Below are 25,103 nucleotides of genomic sequence, written 5' to 3' on the forward strand. Positions count from 1 at the left end.
ATCGGAATGCGATTCCGGGGATGAGAGCGCTTCCCTCAAGAACTTCATGCATATGGTCAATATCCATGGTATAACAAAACTGTGCATAAATTCGGGAATACCCGACGTGCAACTTACTTTACAAGCTATCACATAGTACCAACTTGTGAACCAATGCCTTGTCTTTCTGTAACATTTGCCTGGCACGCTTCTCCGAGCATGGCATGAGAGGTTTTTTGTGCATGTCTAAGACAAATACCATGTCTCTCCTCCTAACGGAGTCTACGTAAGGGGCCGGTAACGCAGAATAAATCCTGTCTCTCCTCGCCAATGTTATGAAAGCTTGAATGTGTTCCCGCCACTGGCTTAACCCTTGTACACCTGGAATTACTCCCTACAAGCCCTTGCCCTTAGGAGCCTTTAGGCATGGGGTGGTTGACCCGCTGACTTCACCCGATTGAAACAGCGGGATCGTGGCTCCGCCGTATGGCATCACAATCGTCTCTTGTTTCCGTCCAATCCCCGCTGACTCTAAGGCGTCTTCAAGGTTATTAACGCCGAGAATGCCCATGGGCTTAACCGATTCCGGGTCTATCGCAGAGAGGAGAACCACCCTGGCCTTACGTGCCGCCTCGACAGCCGCGTAAAAAATGTATCCGGGAATGGTAAAGTTCTTGCGCAGTTCGGGGTCGAGGCGTCCCGCCTTTAAGGGACCGCTCCAGCCGAAAAACTCATCGGCCCCCGCTCCTTCCCGGCACTCGGCCAGCATCAGAACGGTGCCGCCTTCCTTCACGGCCAGTGAGGCATTGAACAACGTCTTCGTTCCTTGATATAAAGAGATGTCTTTCGGGTAGCCGCCGCAACTCGCAACGACCAAATCGGCCTTTCGCTCAATAGGTACTCCGTATTTTTCATCCGCCCAGCGACAGCCCTCTTCCCAGGCGCTAAGCCAGTCTCCCGCCACCAGCCTGGCGAGCTTGCCATTCGTGTGAACAATGGAATTAATCAAGAAAGCCGGCTTCACTAGGCGGGCGCAATCCACCATGTCCTCATGCAGGGGATTTCCCGCTAAAGCCCCAACCCCGATCAAAGGATTGGAGCGCTCCGCCTCTGGATCCAAGGCATGCAAGTGGTTTTCGGCAATGGTCCGGCGGCTGGACACACCAGGAACGATCGACTTGCGTCCACCCCCGAAACCAGCCATCAGATGATGGACAATGGCACCCGTGAGGATCACCTTGCGCTCAACTGCCAACCTGTTGACGTCGACTCTGGTTCCCCTCGGAGTGGTGCCTGCATAAACCATTTCCGAACGGTCGCAATCATGGTCCACAACCGCTAAGCGCCGGAAGAGTTCAGGGCCAAGGATTTTCTCTTTTTCTGCCACCGTCTGGGCCCGATGCGTTCCCGTGGCAATCAAAACCAGGATATCCCCGTCGGGGATTCCCAAACGATTCAGCCTATCTACGAGCGTCGGTAAATACTCCGACAACAGAACCTGCCTAGTGATGTCGCTGACAACAATGGTGACTTTGTCCCCTCTTTCGAACAATTCGTCGAAAGGTTTGGAGTCAACGGGGTGATCCAAGACATGGTTCACCTCTGACGGTACATCGTCAATGGTCTCAATCTCCCGGGCCTCAAGCACCTGGATCACATTTCCTTCCTGCAAAGGCAAATCCAAAAATCCGTCCCCGTACTTAAAGTGATAAAATCTTTCCATCAATAAAATCCCCCCGAAATAAGTTCCCCCGAAATAACTTCTCCTGAAATAAGTTCCCCTGAATTAAGTTCCCCTAAAATGAGTTCCCCTGAATTGAGTTCCCCTGAATTGAGTTCCCCTGAATTGAGTTCCCCTGAATTAAGTTCCCCTGAATTAAGTTCCCCTGAATTGAGTTCCCCTGAATTGAGTTCCCCTGAATTAAGTTCCCCTGAATTGAGTTCCCCTGAATTGAGTTCCCCTGAATTAAGTTCCCCTGAATTGAGTTCCCCTGAATTAAGTTCCCCTGAATTGAGTTCCCCTGAATTGAGTTCCCCTGAATTGAGTTCCCCTGAATTAAGTTCCCCTAAAATAAGTTCCCCTAAAAAAAGTTCCCCTAAAAAAAGACACCCCGAAGGGGTGCCCGTTACTCTACACCTCCCTGCCGTCCTACCCATTTTCACTTGTTCGGGATCTCCGGAACTGGTCACCCTGCCGGATTAAGAGGCGGCCGCCCAAATACCGCTCCCCCACCACAGGACTCGCGCTATAATACACACCACAGGATTTGCGCTATAATACACACCACAGATTTTGCGCCATAATACACTGTTAAGAAACCGCATCTGATATACAACTCTTTTCATTCAGTCTAGTTGATCAAACACATCCTGTCAATAACCTCAGCTCTCCGCCTTTTTGCTTTCCGGGGTCTCATGTGACCAGTCGCTCAGCGGGCCTTTTCCGGACCCGTCCGCTCCGGCCCGCTCTGTCCGGACCCCAGCACCGCATTCAGGGCCACGGCCGCCTCAGCCCCCAACAGGACGATAATACTCACAATGTAGGCCCAGAGAGTAAAAAGCATAATGAAAGTCAGGCTGCCGTAGATCATCTCGTACACTCCCAAGTGGCCCGTGTACCAAACGAACGCCTCCCGGGACAGATAGATGCCCAAAGTCGAAATTAAGGAGCCTGTCACCAGGCAGGAATTCTTCAGCTGGTGGCTGGGCAAAATGCGAAAGCAGAAATAACAAGTAAGAAAGAGGAGAAGGGGAAACAAGACATACGAGGCCGTTTGGAAGAAATCCAAGCGGAGAAAAACCGCTTTCAGCCCCACCCTGCCCAACGAATGGGTGAGAGAGAGAGTCGAGGTCAGGGAGGAGAGAAGGGTCAGAAATAGCAATACACCAAGCATAATAAAACCCACCAAATACTGTTTTAAGAACGAGCGCGGTTCCCGCACCTCCCAAATAGCGTCTAAGATTCTTTGCAAAGAGACAAATCCTCCCAGCGTCGTCCATAACAGCCCGACGCCCCCGATGATTCCGATTCTATCGTTCATTAAAGCCAAGTGGGTAATGTTCTCCGTCAGATATAATTTTCCCTGCGGCAGTGTGGGGACATAGGATTCCACGACGTTAAGGAGAAAATTCAGGATAACGCCGTGTTGAACGAAAAAGAGCGAAGCCCCGTAGACGAGAAGAAGAGCCAAAGGAATCATGGCCGAGAAACCAAAAAAAGCCATCACAGCGGCATAAGCGCCGATGTTGTGTTTCATGATTCCACTTACCAGATGGCGAAAAAACTGCCCCGCACCTTTTAAGACCATGTTGCCAGCCATTTCCTTCCCAATAGTATCCGACCGCGGCATCATGCCGCAACCCTCTCTCTGCAGTCACCTTCGTTCCTTTACTATATGCGCAGGTTTCCCCCCATCTATGCGGACTGTCCCAACACTTTGCAAAAAGTCATAAATCAACGCGCGCCGCCGCTTGATGCGGAAAACAGCTCGCGCTCACTCAACAAGGTCAGTAAAGGTCAGATTTCGCCCTTGCCCGCAGGTCTCCGTTATCGTATATTAAGGTCAGGAAAGGTCAGAGGGCGGGCCCGGGACTTCCGGGGCGCGGCCCTGACCCGTACCAAAAAAAACCAAAAGAATTTTCGGAGGTGGCAAATATGTTTGGCCTTACACCTTATCGCCGCGGCGCGATCCAAGTACCGGAAAATCTCCTCCCTGTAGAAAGCCTTTTTGCCAATTTCTTCAGCGACCCCTTCTTCTCAAGCATCCCTTGGGGAATGAGCGGGATGAAAGTCGACATTAAGGACACGGAAAAAGCCTATGTACTGGAAGCGGATATTCCGGGCATTAAGAAAGAAGATTTGCGTCTTGAATTCGATAACGGCTGCTTGAGCATTGCCGTAGAGCGCGCTGAAGACACAAAATCCGAGCAAGACAAGTACTTGCGTCAAGAGCGCCGCTTCACCTCGGCAGCGCGGACCTTCGCCTTTGACGATGTCGAGCCCGAGCAAATCAGTGCTCATTACGAAAACGGAGTTCTCCGGGTTACCCTGCCGAAGAAAGACGTTTCCGCCAAAGCGCAGCAGATTCAGATATCCTGACCACACCCGGCATGTCTGCCCGTCGTTCAGGCCGCTGACCGGAACTTGCCTTTCGGGGGCTCCCAGGCCGGATCACGTTTTAGCGCCTGGTACCGCGCGCAGCTTAAGACAGTCTGGCGAACCGTTTCGGTTGCGAGACTGACGCTAAAACCCTACCGGCCTCTGGCCGGTAGGGTTAAACGTTTTTAAAAAAGTTTTTTAACGTCAGCCCTTGTTTGATTACCCGGGAAACTTACCGTCATTTTCGCCAGCCGGGGTTTAACTTGCCCGGTCGCCGCCCTCTCTGCCTTATTTAGCCAAGTGACACGCTGCCAGGTGACCGTTGCCCAGATCCTTTAGAGCCGGGACCTCCCGGCTGCAGACCTCCTGAGCGAACCTGCAGCGGGTGTGAAAATGGCAGCCCGCCGGCGGGTTGATGGGACTTGGCACATCTCCCTGAAGGAGGATGCGCTGCTTTTTCATCCCGCTGACCTGCGGCTCCGGAATGGCGGACAGCAGGGCCTGGGTGTAGGGATGCTTGGGCTCAGCGTAAAGCGCACTTGAGACCGCGACCTCAACGATTCTTCCCAAGTACATCACCGCCACCCGATCGCTGATGTGCTTGACCACGCTCAGGTCGTGAGCAATAAAAATATACGAAAGATGCAGTTCGTTTTGCAGATCCTCCAGCAGGTTTATGATCTGAGCCTGGATGGAAACGTCAAGGGCCGATACCGGCTCATCGCAGATGACCAGCTCCGGCTCGACAGCCAAGGCCCGTGCCACCCCGATCCTCTGGCGTTGACCCCCCGAAAATTCGTGCGGATAGCGTTTAGCGTGTTTGCGGTTCAAACCGACCAGATCCAGCAGTTCATAAACTCGCTTGTCCACACCTTTCCCTTCAGCCAAGTGATGAATCTTGATAGGTTCGGAAATGATATCATAAACCAGCATCCTAGGATTTAAGGAAGAGTACGGATCCTGGAAAATAATCTGCATCTCCCGGCGAAAAGGACGCATGCCCCGGGGCGATAACTTTTCCAGGTGCTGTCCCTTGTAAATGATTTCTCCGCTCGTCGGTTCGGTCAATTTCAGGATACTTCTCCCGGTTGTCGTTTTGCCGCAGCCGCTCTCCCCGACCAAACCCAGCGTTTCACCGGGGAACACCCGGAAACTCACGCCGTCCACAGCCTTAACCTGACCCACAACTTGCTGGAGCACGCCTTTCTTGACCGGAAAGTACTGTTTTAAATTCCGTACATCCAGGAGGACATTTTCTCCGTCCTTTTTTGCCTTGCCCTCGCTTTTATCCTCGATCGAAATAGCCATCTCTTTCTCCCCCTATGCCTCATAAAGGTGGCAGCGCACGAAATGCCCCGGGTTCAGCCACTTTCCGGCTGGTTCCTGTCGCTCGCAAACGGGCTTTTTATGGGGACAGCGCGGCGCGAAGGCGCAGCCCTCCGGCAGATTGCCCAGGTCCGGCGGCATGCCGTCAATAGGGGTCAGCCGCTGCTTCTCCGAGGCATTCAGCTTCGGCAGGGAAGACAAAAGGCCCCAGGTATACGGATGTTTGGGCTGTTCCAAAACAGTCGTGACATCAGAGTACTCCACTGGCTGTCCGGCATACATGACCATTACATTTTTGCATACTTCGGCGACCACTCCCAGGTCATGCGTGATCATGATCGTGGCCGTCTCAAAATCTTTCTGCAGCAAACGGATCAGATCCAGGATCTGTGCCTGAATCGTTACATCCAGGGCGGTGGTCGGCTCGTCCGCGATCAGCACCTTGGGGTTACAGGAGAGTGCGATGGCGATCATCACTCTCTGTCTCATTCCGCCCGACATCTCGTGCGGAAAGCGCCGGATCCTGTCCTCGGCCTCGGGAATACCGACCTTTTTCAGCATCTCCAGGGCCACATTCCAGCCCTCTTTTCTCTTCACCTTACGGTGGAGTACAACCGCTTCGGCGATTTGCTCCCCGACTCGGAGGACGGGATTGAGGGAGGTCATCGGATCCTGGAAGATCATGGCAATATCATTGCCCCTGATTTTCTCCAATTCCTTGCGGCTCTTCTTCAGCAGATTCTGGCCTTGAAGCAGGATCTCACCTGAGACGACCTTGCCGGGCGGCTTAATCAAGCCCATGACCGAAAGGGCAGTGATGCTCTTGCCCGAACCGGACTCGCCCACAACCCCGAGAGACTGCCCTTTTTCCAAGCGAAAATTAACGCCGTTCACGGCTTTGACGATTCCGGCCTCCGTGTAAAAGTAGGTGCGTAAGTCCTTGACTTCTAAAATAGGTTCCGCCACCTTCACTCCTCCTAATCTCTCTCATAGCGACAAAGGCGCAGACTCGACGCCGGCCGCTGCGAACCAGCAACGGACGAACGCTGTCCGCAGCGGCAGCCGACCCCAGACACTCCTCAATGACTCAATACGAAATCCTCGGGTCCACCAGCGCGTAGATAATGTCCACCACAAAATTGGCGATGACAACAGCCACCGCAGCGACCAAGACCACACCCATGATCGTCGGCATGTCCTGGTAATTGATCGCCGTCACGGCCATCTGGCCGATCCCGGGCCAGCCGAAGATGCCCTCGGTCACGATTAAGCCTCCCATCAGAGTTCCCAAATCCATGCCCGCGTAAGTGATAAGCGGAATCACGGAACTGCGGAAGGCGTGTTTTAAAATCACGGTGGACTGTGACAACCCCTTGGCCTCCGCCGTGCGTACATAATCCGTCCCCAGGACTTCGAGCATACTCGTCCGCACCACCCGGACGTAACCGGCTGCTGAAGCCAAAGAGACGGTCAGCGCAGGCAAGATAACGTGGCTTATCCCCCCATAACCCCCAATCGGCAGCAGGCTCAGCTTGTAACCAACGATGAAAAGGAGAATGTACCCGATCCAGAAGGTTGGGGCCGAAGTCCCCACCAAGCTGCTGATGAGTATGACGTGGTCCATAAACTTGCTGCGCTTGATGGCCGCGTAGATACCGGTCGGCACCCCGATTAAGACGTTGAGAAAAAATACGCTGAAGCCCAAATACATGGTTTTAGGGAAAGCTGTCCGCAACTCGCTGTTTACGGTCTCATTCGTACGGTAAGATATCCCCAGATCACCGTGCAATAAATTAACGAAATAGTGCTCGAACTGCACGTAGACCGGCTTGTTCAAGTCGTACTTTTCCTCAATCGCTTTAATCACTTCCGGAGACGCTTTGGGACCGGCGATGGTGCGGGCCGGATTGCCCGGAACGACGAAGTTAATCACAAACGCAATCAAGACAATGAAAAAGAGCGTTATGATCATCCAGAATGTCCTCCGTATAAGGTAACTGAGCATGCTATCCCCTCTTTTCAGCCGAACAGCACATTCGGCTCATCTTTATTAAAAACAGCACTTGGTCTGCCCGACCCGGTCAAGGCGTTTCCGTCTCCAAACACATCTATCCGCACAGTCCTCAGAGGAGCTTTGATCGCTCCATCCGATTTCTGATTATTGACGACTCCCTTTCCCGCTCCCGGTATCGCCTGATTCCCTGGGCGCCCGCTTCTCTTCCCCGGCTAATCGACCTTCTTGGGGCGGCCTCCCATTCAGCCTGCCGGCACCCTCTACCGGGAAACGGTGCTCCTAGAGACCTAGGGGCACCGCTCTCTTTCGCAATACCGGGGTTATTCACTCGGTGACCTTAGTCACACCGCAGGCTGCTCACTTACCGGCCGTTTGCTCAGCCTTTAGTGGCGGCTTGCTCGGCCTTCTGGTCGATCCACATAGTCCAATAGTAGAAGTAAGGATAGACGGGATGCAGCTGTGAATTATGCACCCAAGGTTGAATGAGATAAGCTTCCTTGTCATGATAGAGCGGGACGATCGCCGCGTCATCGAGAATCTGCTTTTCCACCGCCTGATAGCCCGGAATCGCTTTCTGCAGATCCGTCACACTGGCCAGTTGGTTGAGTTGTTTGTCCACAGCGGGATTGCTGTAGCCCACATTGTTATTGGAAGGAATCTGGTTGCTGTTGAAGAGAATGTTGAGGAAGTCGTCAGGGTCGGGATAGTCCTGCATCCAGCCCCCGTAAACCATATCTTCCTGTCCTTTCGTCACCACATCCAGGTATTTCGGGAAAGGAACGCCATCGAGACTGATCTTGATGCCGACCGCCGCCAGCTGAGCTTGGATGTTGGCCGCCAAGACGTCACGGATGTCATTCTTGACATAGACCATCGGGTGCACACCGGGAAGCCCGTTGGGGTAGCCGGCTTGCTTAAGGAGTTCCTTGGCCTTGGCCGGATCATACTTGTAACCCGACGGATTCTCCTGATACCCGGGCATGTTGGGAGGCAGGATGCTCCAGGCTGGGACAATTCTCTTGTTGTAAAGTTTGACTAAAGCATCCTTGTCAATGGCATATTCCATAGCCTGTCTGACCAGCTTATTGTTCCAAGGCGCTTTCTTGATGTTGCCGCCGATATAGAAGTAGTCATTCTCGACCAGGCTTGTGATATCATTCTTCATGTTCGGATCGTTCAGTGTGCTTACATAGTCCGAGGTAGGAATCAAGGAGAAATCCTGCTTTTTGTCTTTAAATTTAAGGTAAGCCACGGAATTCCCGTAACCGAGCGTCCAGGTGATGCCATCCATGTAAGGCAGCTGCCTGCCCTGTGCGTCTTTCAGGAAATAATGGGGATTGCGCACCAGTTTAATGACCTGTCCCTTTTTCCATTCCTTGAACATGAAGGGACCGGTGCCGATCGGATGCAGAGAGAGATCTCCCTGATTTGGCAAAGCAGAGGTATACTTCTTGTCCACGATGAAGGCATAGGGCATAGCCAGGACGTCCAGGAAAGTGCGGGTCGGCTGGGTTAAGTCGAACTCAACCGTATACTTGCCTTTCTCAACCACGCCGGAAACTGTGGCAGCCTTACCGGCAAAGACATCGTCCATCCCTTTGATCATGGAGAAGTAGGATTCTCCCGGCGAAGCGATACTCTTCGAGGCCTCACGGTTAAAGGAATACACAACATCGGCAGCCGTGAAGGGATCGCCGTTCTGGAAGGTGACACCTTGGCGCAGCTGGAAGGTGTAAGTCTTACCTCCGTTCGTGATCGTGGGCAGAGCCGTCGCCAGATCGGGCACGATCTCTTTGCCGGATTTATCCCACATTACCAAGCCGTCATAGATGTTCTGTTGGATATCGTAGGAATCAGTATCCCCGCAGTCGGTCGGATCCAGAGATTTGGGATCATACTGTTTCCAGGTGCGGAGCACCCCGCCCATCTGAGGAGTGGCACTGCTGCTCGCTGATTGCTGTTGAGCCTGTGGGGCAGTGGTTTGGCCACACCCGCTCAAGACAGAGACAATCAACAGGGACGCGGCCAGAACCCCGGCCACCGCTGATTTCTTGGTTCCAAGCTTTTTCAATCCTGTTTCCCCCTTATGTTCTTTGAGGCATCGGTACATTGTTAACACGCGTAATATGCGGGCACTATAGTCTTCCGGCCGCTCCCCTCCTTCACTCGATTCTTTATGGCTCGTGGCGCAACGGTCCCTCCCTCCGCCGTTCGGTCCCGGACAGGCTTGGCCTCGGCCGGGTGCGCCCACAGGCGCCCGGCACACGGGTCCCCCGGGGCAGGCCAACCGGGACTAACGCCGCAGATGGGGATCCAGGGCGTCACGCAATCCATCTCCCAGTAAATTGAACCCCAACACAGTAATCAACAACAGGATGCCGGGATAGATGACCAGCCAGGGTGCGGACGTAATCCAGGAAGCGCCGGTTTCAATCATCGTTCCCCAACTGGCGGTCGGGGCTTGAATCCCCAAACCGAGAAAACTCACAGTCGCTTCCCCCATGATAGCCCAGGAGACACCCAGAGCAAAGAGAGCGATAATCGGGGCGATGACGTTGGGTAAAATGTGCTGGAAAATGATCCGGGGAGTCGACACCCCCAAGGCGCGGGCCGCCTGGACATACTCCATTTCTTTGACACTCAAGACCTGGCCTCGCACGAGCCGGGCATACTGAGCCCAGCCGACCAGGACAAAGCCGATGATGATGGATTCCATGCCGGGGGACAAAACCGCCAGCAAGGCAATCATGAGGAGCAGGAAGGGAAAGGCCAGCACAATGTCCGTCAGGCGCATAACCAGCGTATCCACGAATTTGCCGAAATACCCGGAAATAACGCCCAGGAAAATACCAATCACCGCGTTGAGAGAATTAATCACAACCCCTAAGGTTAAAGAAATCCGGGCACCCCAAATCATCCGGCTCAGCAAGTCGCGCCCGTTTTGATCGGTTCCCAGAAGGAAAAAGGAACTCGGTCCCACCGGGGCTCCCATTGAAGTCAGTCCCCTGTTCATGTACTGATGGTTCGGATTATGGGGTGCTATGACCGGTGCTAAGACAGCCATCAGAGTCATCAGCGCAACGATCACCAAACCCGCCATAGCCACCGGATTCTTGCGCAGCCTGCGCCAGGCGTCTCCCCATAATCCCACTGATTTTTTTTCTTCTTCCATAGTTCCCCTCCGCCCAGTTTCTATTCGCTGATTTTGTCGAATTATTGAGTCTCGTCAAAAATTAACTCTTCCCACGCTTAACCTTATTTCTCCCTGCCCGACACTTCCCGACGCATTCCGACACTTCCCGAAATACTGCCTTCTCCAACCTAATGATTCCTAATGATTCCGTATACAGTATTATACCGAACTTTGAAACATCTTGGCTAGATACAATTGTACTCAATGAACCCCGTTCTGTCCATATGTAAATTCAAATTTTTATTTCTTCGGGTTTCAATTAGAATTCCCTTAAAATGGCTGAGATTTCTCTTGGAACTGCTTACCAAAAATATCATAAAATGTGGAAGGATGGGTGGACCCGAACGCAATGGGCAACTCTCCCCGCACAGCGGATTTTAAGGTCTCATGTTAAAGCGTTAATGCTATCCAAAATGCCCCGGAAGAAGTTCAGTCCTTGGGTTTTAAGTTTCTCATAATTCAAATTGAAGCATCAAGGTCATTATCAAGGTCATTAATGTATAAAAACCGATAGCTCGGACTGCGGTGAACAGCTTGGCGGAGGAAATTTCCGGCAAGGATGAATTCTATTGGGCAAAAATACGAAGACTAAAAATCAACTCGCTTGAGAAAAAAGATCACCTTGCGGAGGGAAACATGGAAAAGAACAAAAACCGAGCTTTAATCACAAACCCCGCCCGAAAGACAACAACCCGAGCTCAAGCCCGGGCAAATAAGAACAGTCCCAGAGGTCGGCTTGACGTTTTGGGTCTGACCATGCTGGGGATAGGCGGTGCCGTCGGCTCCGGCATTTTCGTGGCCAGCGGCATGGCTGTCAACCAAGCCGGACCGGCCATTATCCTGTCATTTATAGTGGGCGGAATCCTCTCGACCTTGGTCATGATCATGCTGGGAGAAATGAGCGTGCACGAGCCCACCAGCGGCTCCTTCAGCGTTTACGCGGGGGAATATTTAGGCCCGGCTTTAGGCTTTATCTCCGGCTGGATTTACTGGCTGGCCGGTATTCTGACCTTGTCCACAGAAATGGTGGCGGCCGCTCTAACCGTCCGCTTCTGGCTGCCGGCCTGGCCCGTTTGGCTCATCAGCCTGATTATTGCCGCCCTTATCATCGGTGTCGGCCTGTTGAATGTGCGGGCTTTTGCCCGGGTCGAAGAAATCCTCTCCTTCATCAAGGTGGGAGTTCTCCTCATCATCATTATCATGGGGGCCATCATCCTGAGCGACCTCTGGCCCGGCATCAAATCTCCGGGGGTGACCAATTTTCTGGGGCACGGCGGTCTGTTTCCCCACGGTTTCACCGGAGTCTTGACTTCCCTCCTGCTCGTCCTCTACGCCTACGCCGGGGAACAAGTCATCGGGCCGGCTACCGGTGACACCCGCCATCCCGTCAATACCATTCCCGAAGCCATCGGCGCCATCAACATTATCCTGGCCGTCTTATACCTGGGTTCCATCACCGTCCTGGTCGGACTCGTTCCCTGGGCTCGGGTACCCCAAAAAGCCAGCGGCTTCGTCTTCCTCTTCCGGTATCTGGGTATGTACGCCATCACCGGCATCATCAATGCCGTGATCCTGATCGCCATCCTCTCGGCCATGAATTCCAACATGTACGGTGTGCCTCGCATGCTGAAATCCCTGGCCGAGCGCCACGATGCCCCCTCCTTCCTGGCAAAAAACAACCGGGCGGACGTTCCGCTTCCGGCTGTTCTCGCGTCCAGCGTTTGTCTGCTGATCGTGGTCGGGGTCTCTTATCTCCTGCCGCAAAACATTTTTGCTTATATTGCCAGTGCCAGCGGGGTCACCCTCTTGTTAAACTGGCTGATCATAGCCATCACCCATATCCGCTTCCGCCTTAAGACTGCTCACGACCCGAAAATTCGGCGACCGAAAGCGAGCGGCTTTCCCTACAAGGCCGCCGCGGCCATCGTTCTCTTGCTCGTGATTCTGGGCACGGCCGCCCTGAGCGTCAACCAGTTGGTGGGACTGGCGGTGAGCCTCATCCTTACCCTGGTGTTTGCCGGCTTCTATTTTTTTCTTATCCGCAAGCGACATCCCGCCGGAACCTAGACTCCGGGGGCTGGGGCACCCTCCCCTGCTGTTCGCGGGCCTGCCTACTGTGGCAATACTTTGGCGCCGTCCGCCAGGAACGCCTTTTCCCAATTTTCAACGTAAACCCCTGTTGCCCATTCGGCCATGACAACGCTTTCCCCTGTCCTCAAGCTGATTCTGGCCTCGGGGCTGCCGCTCAGCTGACCTTCTTGCATGGCATAGACGTAAAGCTTGCTTTTTGTGAGGATGAGAGCCAGATTTCGGTTGGGGGAAGTGAAAGCATCCACCGCATCCGGCACCCGGTCTTTGACCTTCTGCCAACTCAAATAAAGCGTATCGTAAAAGATAAGTTTGCCCGGAGGAATCAAGTTTACATTAAAGTCCATATGTGCAGGTTTTCCTTGCCCCCGGTAGTTGATTCTTCCCTGAAAATACCAATGCCCATTGCGGCGAATTAAACCAAAATCCTGCTCAAAGGGGTCTGCCTCTTGGTCGGAAAAGCCTTCCCGGCTGAGAAGCCGGCTGGCTTGGGCCCGGGCCGCACTAAAGACGGCCGCACCGCGCTTTCCCGCTAAGTCCGACAGTTTGATGCCGACAGACGAGGAAATTTTGTCAACCGGAAGCAGCTGCAGATCCTGTTTTGTCCAAGTTCCTCCGCCCTTGGTCCAGGTGCCTTCGCCGTCATTTTCTACCGCAACGTAGTCATTGCCCACGTAATCGATTTTTCTTTGCAGCGTACCCGCCCTGTCGCTCCACCAGCCGGAATCAAGGGCCGGCTTTTCCTTGCCGGGGGTCTTGGTGGCAACATCATAAGCCAGAAAGACGTCCTCAGTCCTCGCCGCTTCTTCAACCCAGCGTACCTCCAACTGCCAGAACCCGCTCCGGCGAGGGAAAAAAATGTCCTGACGCTGTAAAACGGGACGAAGTTTTCCCGCGCCGGACGCGAGCCAGAGAGTGCGATAAACATACTGCCGGCTGGGTTTGCCGTTAAGCATGGCCGTCACGGGCGCACGCAATCCCAACAGAACTCCCGATGAAGCGGATGAACTTCCCTCCACAGCCAGGGGGCCCCCGCCGGCTATGGCCGCTATGAGCGGCAAATCCACTTGCGGCGACACTTTTTTCAGGTAAAGGGCCCTATTCTGGATGAAAGCAATTGCATGGGAAGGATCAATCTCCATGACCTCGACCAGAAAGTTTTCGGCGCTGGACAAGGTAATGACATAGACTTCCCGTCCGTTTGGCACCATGGGACTGGAGAGATTGAGATATTTGGACATGAGATAATCCGTGGAGTTGACCCGCTTGATTTTATAGTCGGGATTGTGCCAGACATATTCACCCAGGGCCGCCACATCCGGCGCGAATTGAGCCGTTTTTCCCACCCAGGTTTGACTGCCGCCTTCTTGCCGGCGGCCGGTCTCCAATTCCCGCTTGACGATCCATTCCCCTTGCAGCGGAGACCTGTTATTCGCCGGAGGAACGATTTTCCCGGCTCCTGCCCAGGAAGAGTCCGAACAGCCGCTCAGCAGAAGTATAGTCACGAGCAGGCCAAGGAGCAGCTTTGTTGGGGCCGGCGTTCGCCTGGCGCGGGATACCTTAAATGCTCCGGCGATCCGACGCTTCCTCCCGGGGTATACTGATGACGACTTTTGTTCCTGCCGCGAGTTGACTGGCAATTTCCAATCTGCCTCCCATCAGAGTGACTATTTCCTGACAAATGGAAAGCCCAATGCCGTTCTTGGAACCCGAACCCCTGCCTTTATAGAATTTCTCTTTAACTTTGGGGAGTTCGTCCACCGCTATCCCGCACCCGGTGTCAGTCACGGTGAAGATAAATTCACCTGCCTCCGCTGCCACGCTCAAGGCAACCTGTCCGCCTGCCGGGGTAAAATTAAAGGCGTTGTCCAAGACATTAATGAATACCTGTTTGAGCCGGTTGGCATCTGTATATAGAACGGGCAAATCTTCCGGATAGCTGACCATAAAGTCTATATTCTCACGGGCCGCCCGGGGCGTCAACTGCTTCTTGAGGTGTTCCAAGAAATAGGTCATCTCCGTCTCGGTCTTTTGCAGTTTGACCCGGCCGGAGACAAATTTCGAAAAATCCAGGAGTTCCTCCACCATAAGGGTAAGGCGCTCACTCTCTTTGGCAATAATACCCAGGCCGTCGTTGAGCGTCTCCTTACCCTGGAAATTCTCGTTCTGCAGGGTGATGGCCCAGCCCAAGATCGAGGTCAACGGCGTACGCAGTTCATGGGAAACGGAGGAAATAAAGTCGTTTTTAAGTTGTTCTTTCTTAACGATCTCCTGTGCCATGTAGTCGAGTGTCTCCGAGAGTTTACCTATCTCATCTGAGCGGACTTTCCTGCTCCGGATGCTAAAGTCGCCGGCCGCCATTTTGCGTGCCGCTTCGGTAACTTCTTTGAGCGGCACAACAATGGTGTTGGCCAGGAAAACACTGATCAGGCCGGCTATCATAATCACGACTAACCCGATGCCGATAAAGACGGAAGCGGTATTTTCCACATCTTTATCCACTTCGCGCAATGAGCTGATAAAACGTAAGGCCCCGACGATATTCGGGCCTTCTCGCAGCGGATAAGAAACCGCAACGACCTTTTGCCCGTTCAAAGTCCCAATCCAGGACCCCGTCCCGCCTTTAAGAGCTTCGCCGATATCCCTGTCCATCACTTTCCCCTGTGGAATCATGCCCAGCGAATCCATCACAATCGTCCCGGATTTGTCGACTATCTCTACCTCCGCATTGCTTTGGTTCCAGAAAGCATCGACATTGTAGAGCACGTTCTCTTGCAATGAATTGTCCGAGAAGTATTTGGCGTAGAGATCGGCGGAAATCTTAATCTGGTTTGTCAGGCTGCTTTCCAGACTTCCGTAAAAGTTCTGGCGCACGGCGTAGATCAACAGAATTTCCAGGATGGTCACCGTGATGATGATAATGAACATGAAATTGGCAGTCAGCCTCGCCCTGATTCCGTTCATCTATAGCTCCTGCTGCCAGCGGTAACCGGAACCCCAAACGGTTTTAATGCGGCAGGGCCGGGAAGGATTGTCTTCAATCTTTTCCCGCAGGCGGCGGATGTGAACATCCAAAGTTTTGGTATCGCCGAAATAATCCTCACCCCAGACAGAATTTAGCATTTCCTCCCTTTTCAGGGCCTTGCCGGGATTCTCCATAAACACCCTGAGCAAAGAAAACTCGATGGGCGTCAGGTCGATCTCCAGATCCTCTTTAAAAACTTTGTTGGCCGGGATATTCAAACGGATATTTCCGCACACAAGGATGTCTCCGCCTTCCTTGGCACCCGCAGTGCGCCGCAAAATGGCCTTGATCCTGGCGATAAGTTCAAGTGGGTTGAAGGGTTTGACCATATAATCGTCAGCCCCAAGTTCTAAGCCCAGAATCTTGTCGGTATCTAAACCCTTGGCCGTGAGCACGAGCACAAAGATATCCGAAAATGCCTCGCGAATCTTTTGACAAACCTCTAAGCCGCCTATTCCCGGCAGCATGAGATCGAGCACGACCACTTTCGGCTGAAAACTGTCCAGCAGACGCAAGGCCTCTTCCCCGCTGCCGGCCTCGCTTACCGTAAACCCTGCCGCATTCAGATTCAGCGTTATGAACCGGCGAATGGGCTCTTCATCCTCAACGACCAGAATCCTGGGCTTGAATTCCCTCATCAAATACCTCCACCTTCCCAGATAGTGAACATGTCATAGCTGACGGCGGTCATCTGTTGGCCGCTGCAATTATCCAGCTTCTATTGTAAGCCATGGAGAGCATTTTGCGGGAATTTGTTTGCGGATGTATCCAAGCGTGAGACTCCCGGTTCTGCAAGTGGGAGCAAGTGTTATTCACGGCGCCTTTTCCAAGGATACCCTGACCCCGTCTTCGTCTCTCCTTTTCGAGGCCATAATAATGTAGCACAGTCCGTAGCCCAACAAAGAAAATAAAGAAGCGGTGAGAAAAAATCCAAGGCTCATAACGGCACCCGGCCTTTAGACAGATAAAGCGGTAAAAACACCGGACTTACAGGCTCTTATGGGCTGTACCGCCGCCCTGCTCCCAGAGCTGTCCCTCCGATCCCTTACGGCTCCGCTGCCGCCAACCGGGCTTTTCACTCCTTTCTTCTTCGAAGCTCAGGAATTGATCTTCCTTCCAACCGGTTTTCGTCATCCTTAGAATACACCGAAAACCTTAAGAATTTTTTACAGAATGCTTAAATAAAGGTTACAAAAATATTAAAGAAAACTCGGCAGGCCCGAAGGGGCTGACGCAAGTTTTCTTAATCCTACGGAACATCTGCACTGTTATGGAGGATTAAAGAAAACTCGGCAGGCCCGAAGGGGCTGACGCAAGTTTTCTTAATCCTACGGAACATCTGCACTGTTATGGAGGGTTAAAGAAAACTCGGCAGGCCCGAAGGGGCTGACGCAAGTTTTCTTAATCCTACGGAACATCTGCACTGTTATGGAGGATTAAAAGAAAAAGAAAGGGCCAACCTCACTGGGGCCGGCCCCTCACTCATTTAGACCCGTCTTATCACTTAGAGTTAACCTTGCCCATTGGAGCTGATTTGACCCAGAGTCACTTGAGCCTGTTTCGTCTGCCCGTTGCGAATGAAGGTTACCGTCACCCTGTCTCCAACCTTATATTGATAGAGGTCGTGTACGAGATCCGCCGAATTCTGCACAGGCGCGTTGTTGACCTTGGTAATCACATCTCCGCGTTTAAGGCCGGCTTTTGCCGCCGGGCCATTGGCGCTGACCCCGGCAATGTAGGCCCCCTGAGGCAGGTTGTTGCTTTGGGCATAACTGTCATACTGATCATTGATGGTTACCAGGAGAGCGGGATGGGTCGCAACCCCCGTCTTAATCAATTGCTCGATCGTGGGCAAGGCGTCGGAAATCGGAATCGCAAAGCCCATACCTTCGAAGCCCGGCTGAGCGTATTTGGCAGAGTTAATCCCGATCACCTTCCCTTGATAATCCACCAAGGGGCCGCCGCTGTTGCCCGGATTGATGGCCGCGTCCGTTTGAATTAAGTTAAAGCTGTCTTCACCCTGAAGGTTAAGCACCCGATTCGTGGCCGAAACCACTCCGGTAGTAACGGAACGGGCAAATTCATTCCCGCCGGGATTGCCAATCGCCACAACCGGTTCTCCCACCTGCAGTTTCGAGGAATCCCCCAGGCGAACGGCCGTCAGACCCTTGGCAGCCGGAATCTGCAGCACGGCCAAATCTGTACGCGGATCAGCCCCAACCACCCTGGCCACAAGGTTCTTGCCATTGCTCAGACTGACAACAATTTTCTGCGCCCCGGCAATCACGTGATTGTTGGTCACGATGTACCCTTTCTGAGCATTGATAATAAATCCTGATCCGCTGCCTATTTCTTGCAAGCCTGAACTGGAATTACCGAAATAATTCTGACTGGCCTGGTAGTTCGCTATCCCGACGACTGCGGGAGCTAGGTTTTTTGCGATCTGCTCTACGGGGAAACTAGTTTGACCGGGGTTAACGACCGGCGTCACTTGTGCCGAAGACTGAGCTGTCAAAGGCAGGTCACCGCCGTTAAACCCGGAAGTAAAAAGCAGGGCTGCCGCTCCGCCCCCCATGGCGCTGAGGAGGCAAAGACCCGCCACCACGGCGACGATCCGTTTGCCGGATCCCTTCTTAGTCCGGGGCCGCACCGTTCCCCCACCACCGGGCACTGCAGCGGCCGGGTTCGGAGAGGCTTGTCCCGCTCCCGACCCACCGGCACCTGCCCAGGCGGAACCGCTTCCCGGGGCGTTACTCCAACCCGCCGGCGCAGGACCGCTTCCGGGATCGGTACCCTGACTTTCCGGCGGAAAACCGCTGCCCAAGGCCTTACTCCAACTTTCCGCAGCGGAACTGCTTCCCGGAGCGCTACTTTGACCTTCCGGCGCGGCTTTGCTTCTGGAGCCGGTACTCTGACTTGCAGCCGCGGGCGCTTGTTCTCCCGACATGCCTGGGACGTCGGAGCGAACCACTCCATATCCCTGACCCACTAACGTTTGGTTTAAGTCTTCCGGCTGCGGCCCGCCAGTGTTCATAGGAAACCCAGGGCTGGTGTTCTCCCCTATGGAAGTCCCCTCTGACGGCGCCGCCCCTCCGTTCTGTGGATACCCTCCGTTCTGCGCATACCCTCCGCTCTCCGGATACCCTCCGTTCTGCGAAGACCCCCCATTCTGCGAAGACCCCCCGCTCTCTGGATACCCTCCGTTCGCCGGCCGCTGCGACGGCGCGAAACCGGGCGAGAACTCTCCCGGCCGCTCCTGTTCCCCGCCAATCCGCTCTTGTTCCCCGCCAATCCCTTTCTTCTCACTCGTATCATTGGCCGGGGTCAAGTTCATTTCGTTATCCATAACCTAACCTCCTATGCGAAATTTCTTCAGCCATTAATGCGGCTGTGCTTTAATTGATACAATAAGGATAACGAAAATTTGTGGCCTTAGCAGGTGTTTTCTGTGAAAATTTTTTGAGGTTTTTGCTAAAAATCACGACCTGACTCCATGATTCTGGGATCCTCCGAACACGAAGGCCAAACGCTGTTCCAGGTTTTCAGCAGCAGAGGGAGTCTCACGCTTGCATGAAGTACAGGATATAAGTCAAGAGGACTGCCCGTCCTCAGCAGTCCTCTTGTATTTCCGTGTTCCAGATTCGGCACCGTGTCTCGGGTATCGTGTTTCAGTAACCGTGCGTATTTCGGTTAACCGTATTTCAGTAATCGTGCCCCTAAACGAGTGCATTTTTAAAATGATCGTATCGTTTCCTTTCTACTGAGATGAAGAGGCGGGGCGCTTATATCCTTCCCATTCTCTTCTTCTCAGCTCCACCCTGCGAATCTTGCCGCTTACCGTTTTAGGCAGGGCGCTCACGAACTCAATTTTGCGCGGATACTTGTACGGTGCGGTGACGTGCTTGACATATTCCTGAAGTTCTTTTTTCAGCTCTTCACTGGCTTCATAGCCGGGAGCCAGGATGACAAAGGCTTTCACGACCTCCCCCCGAAGGTCGTCGGGGCTGGAGACAACTGCCGACTCGGCAACGGCGGGGTGCTCCAAAATGGCGCTTTCCACCTCAAACGGCCCAATCCGGTAACCCGAGGTTAAAATGACATCATCGGAACGCCCGACAAACCAGAAGTATCCGTCCCGATCACGGTAAGCCCGGTCCCCGGTTAGGTACCAGTCGCCGCGATAGGTGGACGCGGTCCGCTCCGGGTCGCCAAAATACTCTTTAAAGAGACCGACCGGGCGAACAGGCTTCACCCGAATGGCCACGTCACCCTCTTCGTCCGCCGCGGCTATATTCCCTTCCCGGTCAACAACCTGCACATCGAATCCCGGCGTCGGCTTGCCCATGGAGCCGAAGCGGGGCTCGAAATAGGGGAAATTGCCCAGAACCAAAACCGTTTCCGTTTGCCCATAACCGTCTCTGATGACGAGGCCGGTCGCCTCCCGCCAAACCTTGATCACTTCGGGGTTTAAAGGCTCACCCGCTCCGACACAGTGACGAAGCGCGGGGAATTTATATTGCTTTAAATCTTCCAGCACCAGCATACGGTAGTTCGTCGGCGCTCCGCAGAGGGTTGTAATGGGGTACTGTTGCAAAAGTTCCAACGTCTTCTTGGGATCAAAGCGGCTGGAATGATGAACAAAGATAGCCGCGCCCATGTTCCAGGGGCCAAAAATGCTGCTCCAGGCGGCTTTGGCCCAGCCGGTATCGCTCAGGTTCCAGTGCACATCGTTCGGACCCAGATCAAGCCAGTATTTTCCTGTCACCAGGTGGCCGTAAGGATAAGAAGCGTGGGTATGGACGGTCATCTTCGGATAACCCACGGTCCCAGACGTAAAATACATGAGGGCGTTTTCGTCACTCCGGGTATTTGCCGCTTCAAACTCAGAAGAAGCTACGGCCAAAGCCTCGTCGTAATTCACCCAGCCTTCGCGCCGGGCGGCCACAATCACTTTCACCCGCAGCGAAGGGCAGTCGGCCAAAACCTCTTCCAGTTTGGGCGCGTTCTCTTCGTCGGTAATGAAAGCCGCGGCCTGGGACGCTTGCACCCTAAATTGGATATCTTTCGCCGTCAGCTGGGTGGTACCCGGAGCAATCACGGCGCCCAGGCGCAGGGCACCGATAAAGATCTCCCACCACTCCGCATAGCGGGGCAAGATAACCATCATGATCTCCCCCCGCTGAATCCCCATAGCCTGCATCGCGCTGGCAAAGCGCTTGGAATTCTCGCTGATCTCCCGGAAAGTCTTTTTCACTTCCCTGCCGGCATCGTCAACCCACCAGAGTGCCAGTTTCTCCGGTGTTTCAGCCCAGTGATCGATCACGTCACGGGCAAAATTAAAATACTCACCCACATCCCATTTGAAATCCCGGTGCACCTCTTCATAGGTCGGGCCAGACTGCGAATCCTCCGCCACCGGACATCCCTCCTTCACTTTCCGCATCTTAGTCTCGAACAGCCTTTGCCGATGTTGCATTCGCTCCATTTAGTATTCGCCGGGCGCGAAGGAATTCCTGCTAATATTGCGATTCTTGCCACTCTTCTCTACTCTTGGGCCAGGCTCACCGGACCGCCGGACCCGGTCTTGACAAGAAAGTTTTCTCCCACTATACTATTCCTGTTGCACATACACTTGGACCTCAGTGTCAAGTGTTCTATAAAAGAGGAAAGTTAAATTCATAGATCCTCATCAAGAGCGGCTGAGGGACTGGCCCGATGAAGCCCGGCAACCGGCAGATTCACTGCGGAGGTGCCAATTCCTGCAAGGCACTGTCCTTGAGAGATGAGAGAGGCGTATCCGCTATGCGTAAAGAAAATCTCTTCTCTCGAAGAGATTTTCTTTACGCTTTCGCCGCCCGGCGGTAACTTGCCTGAGCCTGAAAATTGCCGCCACCCCGCCACGGAGCGAACCGTGTGGGGCAGCAAAAACCGAGGTTCCGAAAATTACGGGAAGATTTTCAAATAGAGTAGAACGGGGGTAAAAGACATGCCAATCACCGTACCGGATCATTTGCCGGCCATGGAAATCTTGCAGAGAGAAAACATCTTTGTCATGGGGGAGAGCCGGGCCTTCCACCAGGATATCCGGCCCTTGCGCCTTGTTATATTAAACCTCATGCCCGCCAAGGAAGCCACCGAGACCCATCTGCTCCGCCTCCTCGGCAACACTCCCTTGCAAGTGGAAATTACCCTTTTGCACCCCATGACCCATGAATCTCAACACACTTCTCAGGAGCACCTCAATGCCTTCTATAAGACCTTTGCCGAAATCCGCAGCCGCCGTTATGACGGCATGATCATTACCGGCGCCCCCATCGAACACCTGCCGTTTGAAGAGGTCAACTATTGGCGGGAACTGCAGGACATCCTGGACTGGACCGTCACCCACGTCACCTCGACCTTTCACATCTGCTGGGGAGCACAGGCCGGTCTCTACCATCATTACGGCATTCCTAAGTATTCCCTGAAGCACAAAATGTTCGGCGTCTTTCCCCACCGGGCCAATAAGTCCGGCCTCAATGGCATGACCCTCTTGCGCGGGTTTGACGATGTCTTTTACGTACCGCATTCCCGCCACACGGAAGTACGCAAGCCGGACATCGAACGGGTGCCGGACCTGGAAATCTTAGCTGAATCCGAGGAGGCCGGTATTTACATCGTCTCTTCCCGGGATGGGCGGCAAATCTATGTCACTGGACATTCCGAGTATGACCGCGGCACCCTAAAGGCAGAGTACGAGCGTGATCGCGCCAAAGGTCTGGAACAAGCACCGCCGCAGAACTACTTCCCCCAGGATGACCCCAGACGCCAACCGCTTCAGACCTGGCGTTCCCACGCCAACCTCCTTTATTCCAACTGGCTCAATTATTACGTTTACCAAGTGACCCCGTACGACCTGGATACGGCGAAGCAGCCATCTGAAACCCCGGACGCCGAAAGCTGAGAAAAAAGTACCATCAGAGCAGGAAAACGGTGTCTGCGCCCTTCTGCCGGCTACCTTCGGGACAGCAAAAGACCCGGCGCCTCCGGGCAGTGCCTCGTCAGGTTCCGCCGGCCGTCGGCGAGCGAACCCGCATAGCAATAGATGCAACCATGACGGCAGGTCCCGTAAGCCCCAATATCTTTACTCCGCACACAGGAGCAGCCCGGGCGCTGCCCTTTATCTTTGGGCCAAGACAGGTTCAGCCCGAAAACCCGGCGTATGTACTCTCCGTCAATGCAGGCCCCCGGTCGCACTCCGTAAGGCAGCCAATCACTTCCCTCGGCGCAGCTCGTCACCTCCAAACCCGCTTCCCGGGCGATCCCTGCCAATTCCCCCAGAGTCATACCTAACTCCTCAGCCGGGACTCGGGTGCGCACCTCAATCCCCCTGCGGGCCAAGTCTTTGAAGCGGCAGGGTGTTTGACGGTAAGCGTCGACTATGCTCAGCACGACCCTCCGCGTCGCAGGGGCCAGTTGTTCAGTCAAACGGGCAAAATTCCGTACATGATAGGCGGCATCTGTGACATTGCTGAGCACGATCGGATCGTAGCGCCAAATAACTCTCTCCGGACCGACGATGCGGGCCAACTTACGAAAAGAAGCAACAGCAACCTCCGCAGAAGGCGCCAGGGGTTCAAAGATCGGGCCATAGCCCGTGATTGTAAATTGAAAGTAGTACCTGAAACCTCGGCGCTCTATTTCCGGCAAATGGGTCAGAAGAGGGCGCGGATCCCGGGTCCAAAAAACAATGACATCCACGTCCTCAGGCAGCAGAGAGACCCGGCTTACTTGCTTGCTGTTAAAAGGGTTGGTAACCGTGCAGCAGCCCGCCCGCAGCCGGCCCATAAACCAGGGACTGAAAAACGCCGGCAGATCCGTCCGCCGGCTGGCCGATATAATCATCTGAAAACAATCCTTCCTCCGGGCCGTCTGTACCCGCCTGCTCCCTAAACCCGGCCATCCCGGATCTGTCCCAAGTAATCCTCCAAGCTCCTCCGCCCCTAAAACTCCTCTGTGCTCTTCCGAGTTTCAGCGAAAACCCACCGGGGCCTTCGCGCACACGTCCGGTTCACGGACCGCAAGAGTGCTCTAATCTCTCAGCTGTTTCAGATCTTTCACACCTTGATAGACGAGTTCAAATAACTGCGCCAGGTCCTCCTTGGCGACAGAGGAGAAAGCGATGCGCAGGTCAGAATCCCCCAGGGAAATCACTCCCACCCCATAATGCTGCAGAAGATGGCGCCGCAAGGTTTCTGCCTTCACGCTCTTGAGCCTCAGGCACATGAAATAGCCTGAATTAAAGGGGTAGGGCTCCCAGACCTCGGCAAATTTGTCTGCGGCCAGGATCTTTTTTACTTCCAAGGCCCGTTCTTTCAAAAGGAGATATTTCTCCTCCTTCTCCTGCCTGAAAGCAGGCGACTTGAGAGCGTGCAAAACAAAGGATTGGGAGGGGTGAGTCACACTGGAAACCGTTCCCCGGATACACCCCATGGCTTTATTCTCCAAAGCTCGGTGAACTTCCGGATGCCCGGCGGAAAATGTCAGAAAGCCAACGCGGAAACCCCAGACATACTCCTCTTTAGTGGCTCCGTCCACCTTAACGGCCAAAACTCGGGGATGAATCTGGGCGATCCGGCCAAAAAGGGATTCTTTCAGCGTGTCTTCATAGAATAGACCGAAATAAGCGTCATCCGTGACCACGACCAGGTTGATCCCCGCTTCCGCGGCTTCCCGCACGGCTTCAACAATCCCCGCGGCCTCGCGCTCGCCCGGGGTATAACCGGTAGGATTGTTGGGAAAGTTGAGGAGCAAAATCGCTTTCTTACGCGTTCTTTGCTTGAGGAGGGTTTCTCGCAAGCCCCGGACGTTAAATAAGCCCTCGGAGGAAAAGAACGGAAACGTCTTCATCCCGGCTCCACGCCGCACGGAAAATATCAAGTTATAATTGCCCCACAGTTTATCCGGCAAAATGACGGCATCCCCGGCCTCGGCAAACATGTCGGCGACGATACTCAAACCGTGGGTCAAAGCACTGGTCACGACCGGTTGGCTGAATGACTTATCCCGTAATGACGGGTTTTCCCTCAGCATTTTCTCCCGCCAGGCTTGTCTGAGTTCCGGCTTTCCCGCCGCCGGAGCATAGGGATAAAGTTCCTTCGGTTCGTAGTCAGACAAAGTCTCTTGAATCAGGGGCAAATAGAGAGGTTGACCGTTCTCGGTCGCAATTCCAATCGTGGCATCAAAACGATACGCTTGTTCTTTGGCTTCAGCCGACTGGGTCAGAATACCCCTGGGAAAATAAAGCTCCCGCCCGAGCCCGGAAAGTAGTTCGTAGACATATGGATTTCCCCGGCGTATTTTTCCGTTTAAGTCCTCAACAATGGCGTTCATTAATTCG

At 53.8% G+C, this 25,103-nt stretch carries 19 protein-coding genes and 1 riboswitch; of the genes, 3 read left to right on the top strand and 16 right to left on the bottom strand.

Annotated elements, in window-relative coordinates:
- Positions 1–118: 118 nt before the first annotated feature.
- The 4 genes from MNU25_RS20560 to MNU25_RS13695 all read right to left on the bottom strand — a co-directional run bounded on the left by MNU25_RS20560 (position 119) and on the right by MNU25_RS13695 (position 3,332).
- Positions 119–241, bottom strand: a complete 123-nt coding sequence (locus tag MNU25_RS20560) for an RRXRR domain-containing protein (protein ID WP_372503612.1) — start codon at positions 239–241, stop codon at positions 119–121.
- Between the two features lie 132 nt (positions 242–373).
- Positions 374–1,702 (bottom strand): NPN-dependent 2-hydroxyacid racemase, LarAH10 family, encoded by a 1,329-nt coding sequence (gene larAH10 / locus MNU25_RS13685; RefSeq protein WP_240985573.1) that lies wholly within the window; start codon positions 1,700–1,702, stop codon positions 374–376.
- Positions 1,702–2,136, bottom strand: coding sequence for a hypothetical protein (locus MNU25_RS13690; protein ID WP_240986860.1), 435 nt, complete (start codon positions 2,134–2,136; stop codon positions 1,702–1,704). The genes larAH10 and MNU25_RS13690 overlap by 1 nt, the downstream gene beginning before the upstream one ends.
- Positions 2,137–2,408: 272 nt before the next feature.
- Entirely contained in the window at positions 2,409–3,332 is a 924-nt protein-coding gene (locus tag MNU25_RS13695) for a YihY/virulence factor BrkB family protein (protein ID WP_240985574.1), read from the bottom strand.
- 302 nt (positions 3,333–3,634) lie between these two features.
- Here MNU25_RS13695 and MNU25_RS13700 point away from each other — a divergent pair, with 302 nt between their 5' ends.
- The gene (locus MNU25_RS13700; protein WP_240985575.1) at positions 3,635–4,078 is read left to right on the top strand and encodes an Hsp20/alpha crystallin family protein; all 444 of its coding nucleotides are present in this window, start codon (positions 3,635–3,637) and stop codon (positions 4,076–4,078) included.
- Between the two features lie 288 nt (positions 4,079–4,366).
- Here the strand turns inward: MNU25_RS13700 and MNU25_RS13705 are convergent, their stop codons facing one another.
- The 5 genes from MNU25_RS13705 to MNU25_RS13725 all read right to left on the bottom strand — a co-directional run bounded on the left by MNU25_RS13705 (position 4,367) and on the right by MNU25_RS13725 (position 10,590).
- Positions 4,367–5,386, bottom strand: a complete 1,020-nt coding sequence (locus MNU25_RS13705; protein WP_240985576.1) for an ABC transporter ATP-binding protein — start codon at positions 5,384–5,386, stop codon at positions 4,367–4,369.
- Positions 5,387–5,398: 12 nt separating this feature from the next.
- Positions 5,399–6,370, bottom strand: coding sequence for an ABC transporter ATP-binding protein (locus MNU25_RS13710; protein ID WP_240985577.1), 972 nt, complete (start codon positions 6,368–6,370; stop codon positions 5,399–5,401).
- Between the two features lie 121 nt (positions 6,371–6,491).
- A complete protein-coding gene (locus MNU25_RS13715; RefSeq protein ID WP_261487432.1) occupies positions 6,492–7,409 on the bottom strand; it encodes an ABC transporter permease in 918 nt (305 codons plus the stop codon).
- A 385-nt stretch (positions 7,410–7,794) separates the two neighbouring features.
- On the bottom strand, positions 7,795–9,489 hold the full coding sequence (locus MNU25_RS13720) for an ABC transporter substrate-binding protein (protein WP_240985579.1): 1,695 nt from the start codon (positions 9,487–9,489) through the stop codon (positions 7,795–7,797).
- Between the two features lie 222 nt (positions 9,490–9,711).
- A complete protein-coding gene (locus MNU25_RS13725) occupies positions 9,712–10,590 on the bottom strand; it encodes an ABC transporter permease (protein ID WP_240985580.1) in 879 nt (292 codons plus the stop codon).
- A 657-nt stretch (positions 10,591–11,247) separates the two neighbouring features.
- On the opposite strand from MNU25_RS13725, the gene MNU25_RS13730 reads away from it, so the two are divergent.
- Entirely contained in the window at positions 11,248–12,678 is a 1,431-nt protein-coding gene (locus tag MNU25_RS13730) for an amino acid permease (protein ID WP_240985581.1), read from the top strand.
- A gap of 44 nt (positions 12,679–12,722) precedes the next feature.
- Here MNU25_RS13730 and MNU25_RS13735 read toward each other — a convergent pair whose 3' ends face one another.
- From MNU25_RS13735 to MNU25_RS13755, 5 genes are all read right to left on the bottom strand, one after another.
- The gene (locus tag MNU25_RS13735) at positions 12,723–14,339 is read right to left on the bottom strand and encodes a hypothetical protein (protein ID WP_240985582.1); all 1,617 of its coding nucleotides are present in this window, start codon (positions 14,337–14,339) and stop codon (positions 12,723–12,725) included.
- Positions 14,260–15,663, bottom strand: a complete 1,404-nt coding sequence (locus MNU25_RS13740) for a sensor histidine kinase (protein WP_240985583.1) — start codon at positions 15,661–15,663, stop codon at positions 14,260–14,262. The genes MNU25_RS13735 and MNU25_RS13740 overlap by 80 nt, the downstream gene beginning before the upstream one ends.
- A complete protein-coding gene (locus tag MNU25_RS13745; RefSeq protein WP_240985584.1) occupies positions 15,664–16,362 on the bottom strand; it encodes a response regulator transcription factor in 699 nt (232 codons plus the stop codon).
- Between the two features lie 872 nt (positions 16,363–17,234).
- Positions 17,235–18,299, bottom strand: a complete 1,065-nt coding sequence (locus MNU25_RS13750) for a S1C family serine protease (RefSeq protein WP_240986861.1) — start codon at positions 18,297–18,299, stop codon at positions 17,235–17,237.
- Positions 18,300–19,481: 1,182 nt separating this feature from the next.
- Entirely contained in the window at positions 19,482–21,140 is a 1,659-nt protein-coding gene (locus MNU25_RS13755; protein WP_240985585.1) for an AMP-binding protein, read from the bottom strand.
- Between the two features lie 267 nt (positions 21,141–21,407).
- Positions 21,408–21,513, top strand: a riboswitch (SAM riboswitch).
- A 197-nt stretch (positions 21,514–21,710) separates the two neighbouring features.
- Here MNU25_RS13755 and metA point away from each other — a divergent pair.
- Positions 21,711–22,667: a homoserine O-acetyltransferase MetA gene (metA, locus tag MNU25_RS13760; RefSeq protein WP_240985586.1), complete on the top strand. Its 957-nt coding sequence runs from the start codon at positions 21,711–21,713 to the stop codon at positions 22,665–22,667.
- A 50-nt stretch (positions 22,668–22,717) separates the two neighbouring features.
- Here metA and MNU25_RS13765 read toward each other — a convergent pair whose 3' ends face one another.
- The gene (locus MNU25_RS13765) at positions 22,718–23,608 is read right to left on the bottom strand and encodes a DUF1848 domain-containing protein (RefSeq protein WP_240985587.1); all 891 of its coding nucleotides are present in this window, start codon (positions 23,606–23,608) and stop codon (positions 22,718–22,720) included.
- Between the two features lie 186 nt (positions 23,609–23,794).
- Complete coding sequence (locus MNU25_RS13770; RefSeq protein WP_240986862.1) at positions 23,795–25,096, bottom strand: aminotransferase class I/II-fold pyridoxal phosphate-dependent enzyme; 1,302 nt, start codon at positions 25,094–25,096, stop codon at positions 23,795–23,797.
- Between the last annotated feature and the right edge of the window lie 7 nt (positions 25,097–25,103).

Origin of the sequence: Acididesulfobacillus acetoxydans, from assembly GCF_902729405.1 — a bacterium.
GTDB classification, from domain to species: Bacteria; Bacillota; Desulfitobacteriia; order Desulfitobacteriales; family Desulfitobacteriaceae; genus Acididesulfobacillus; species Acididesulfobacillus acetoxydans.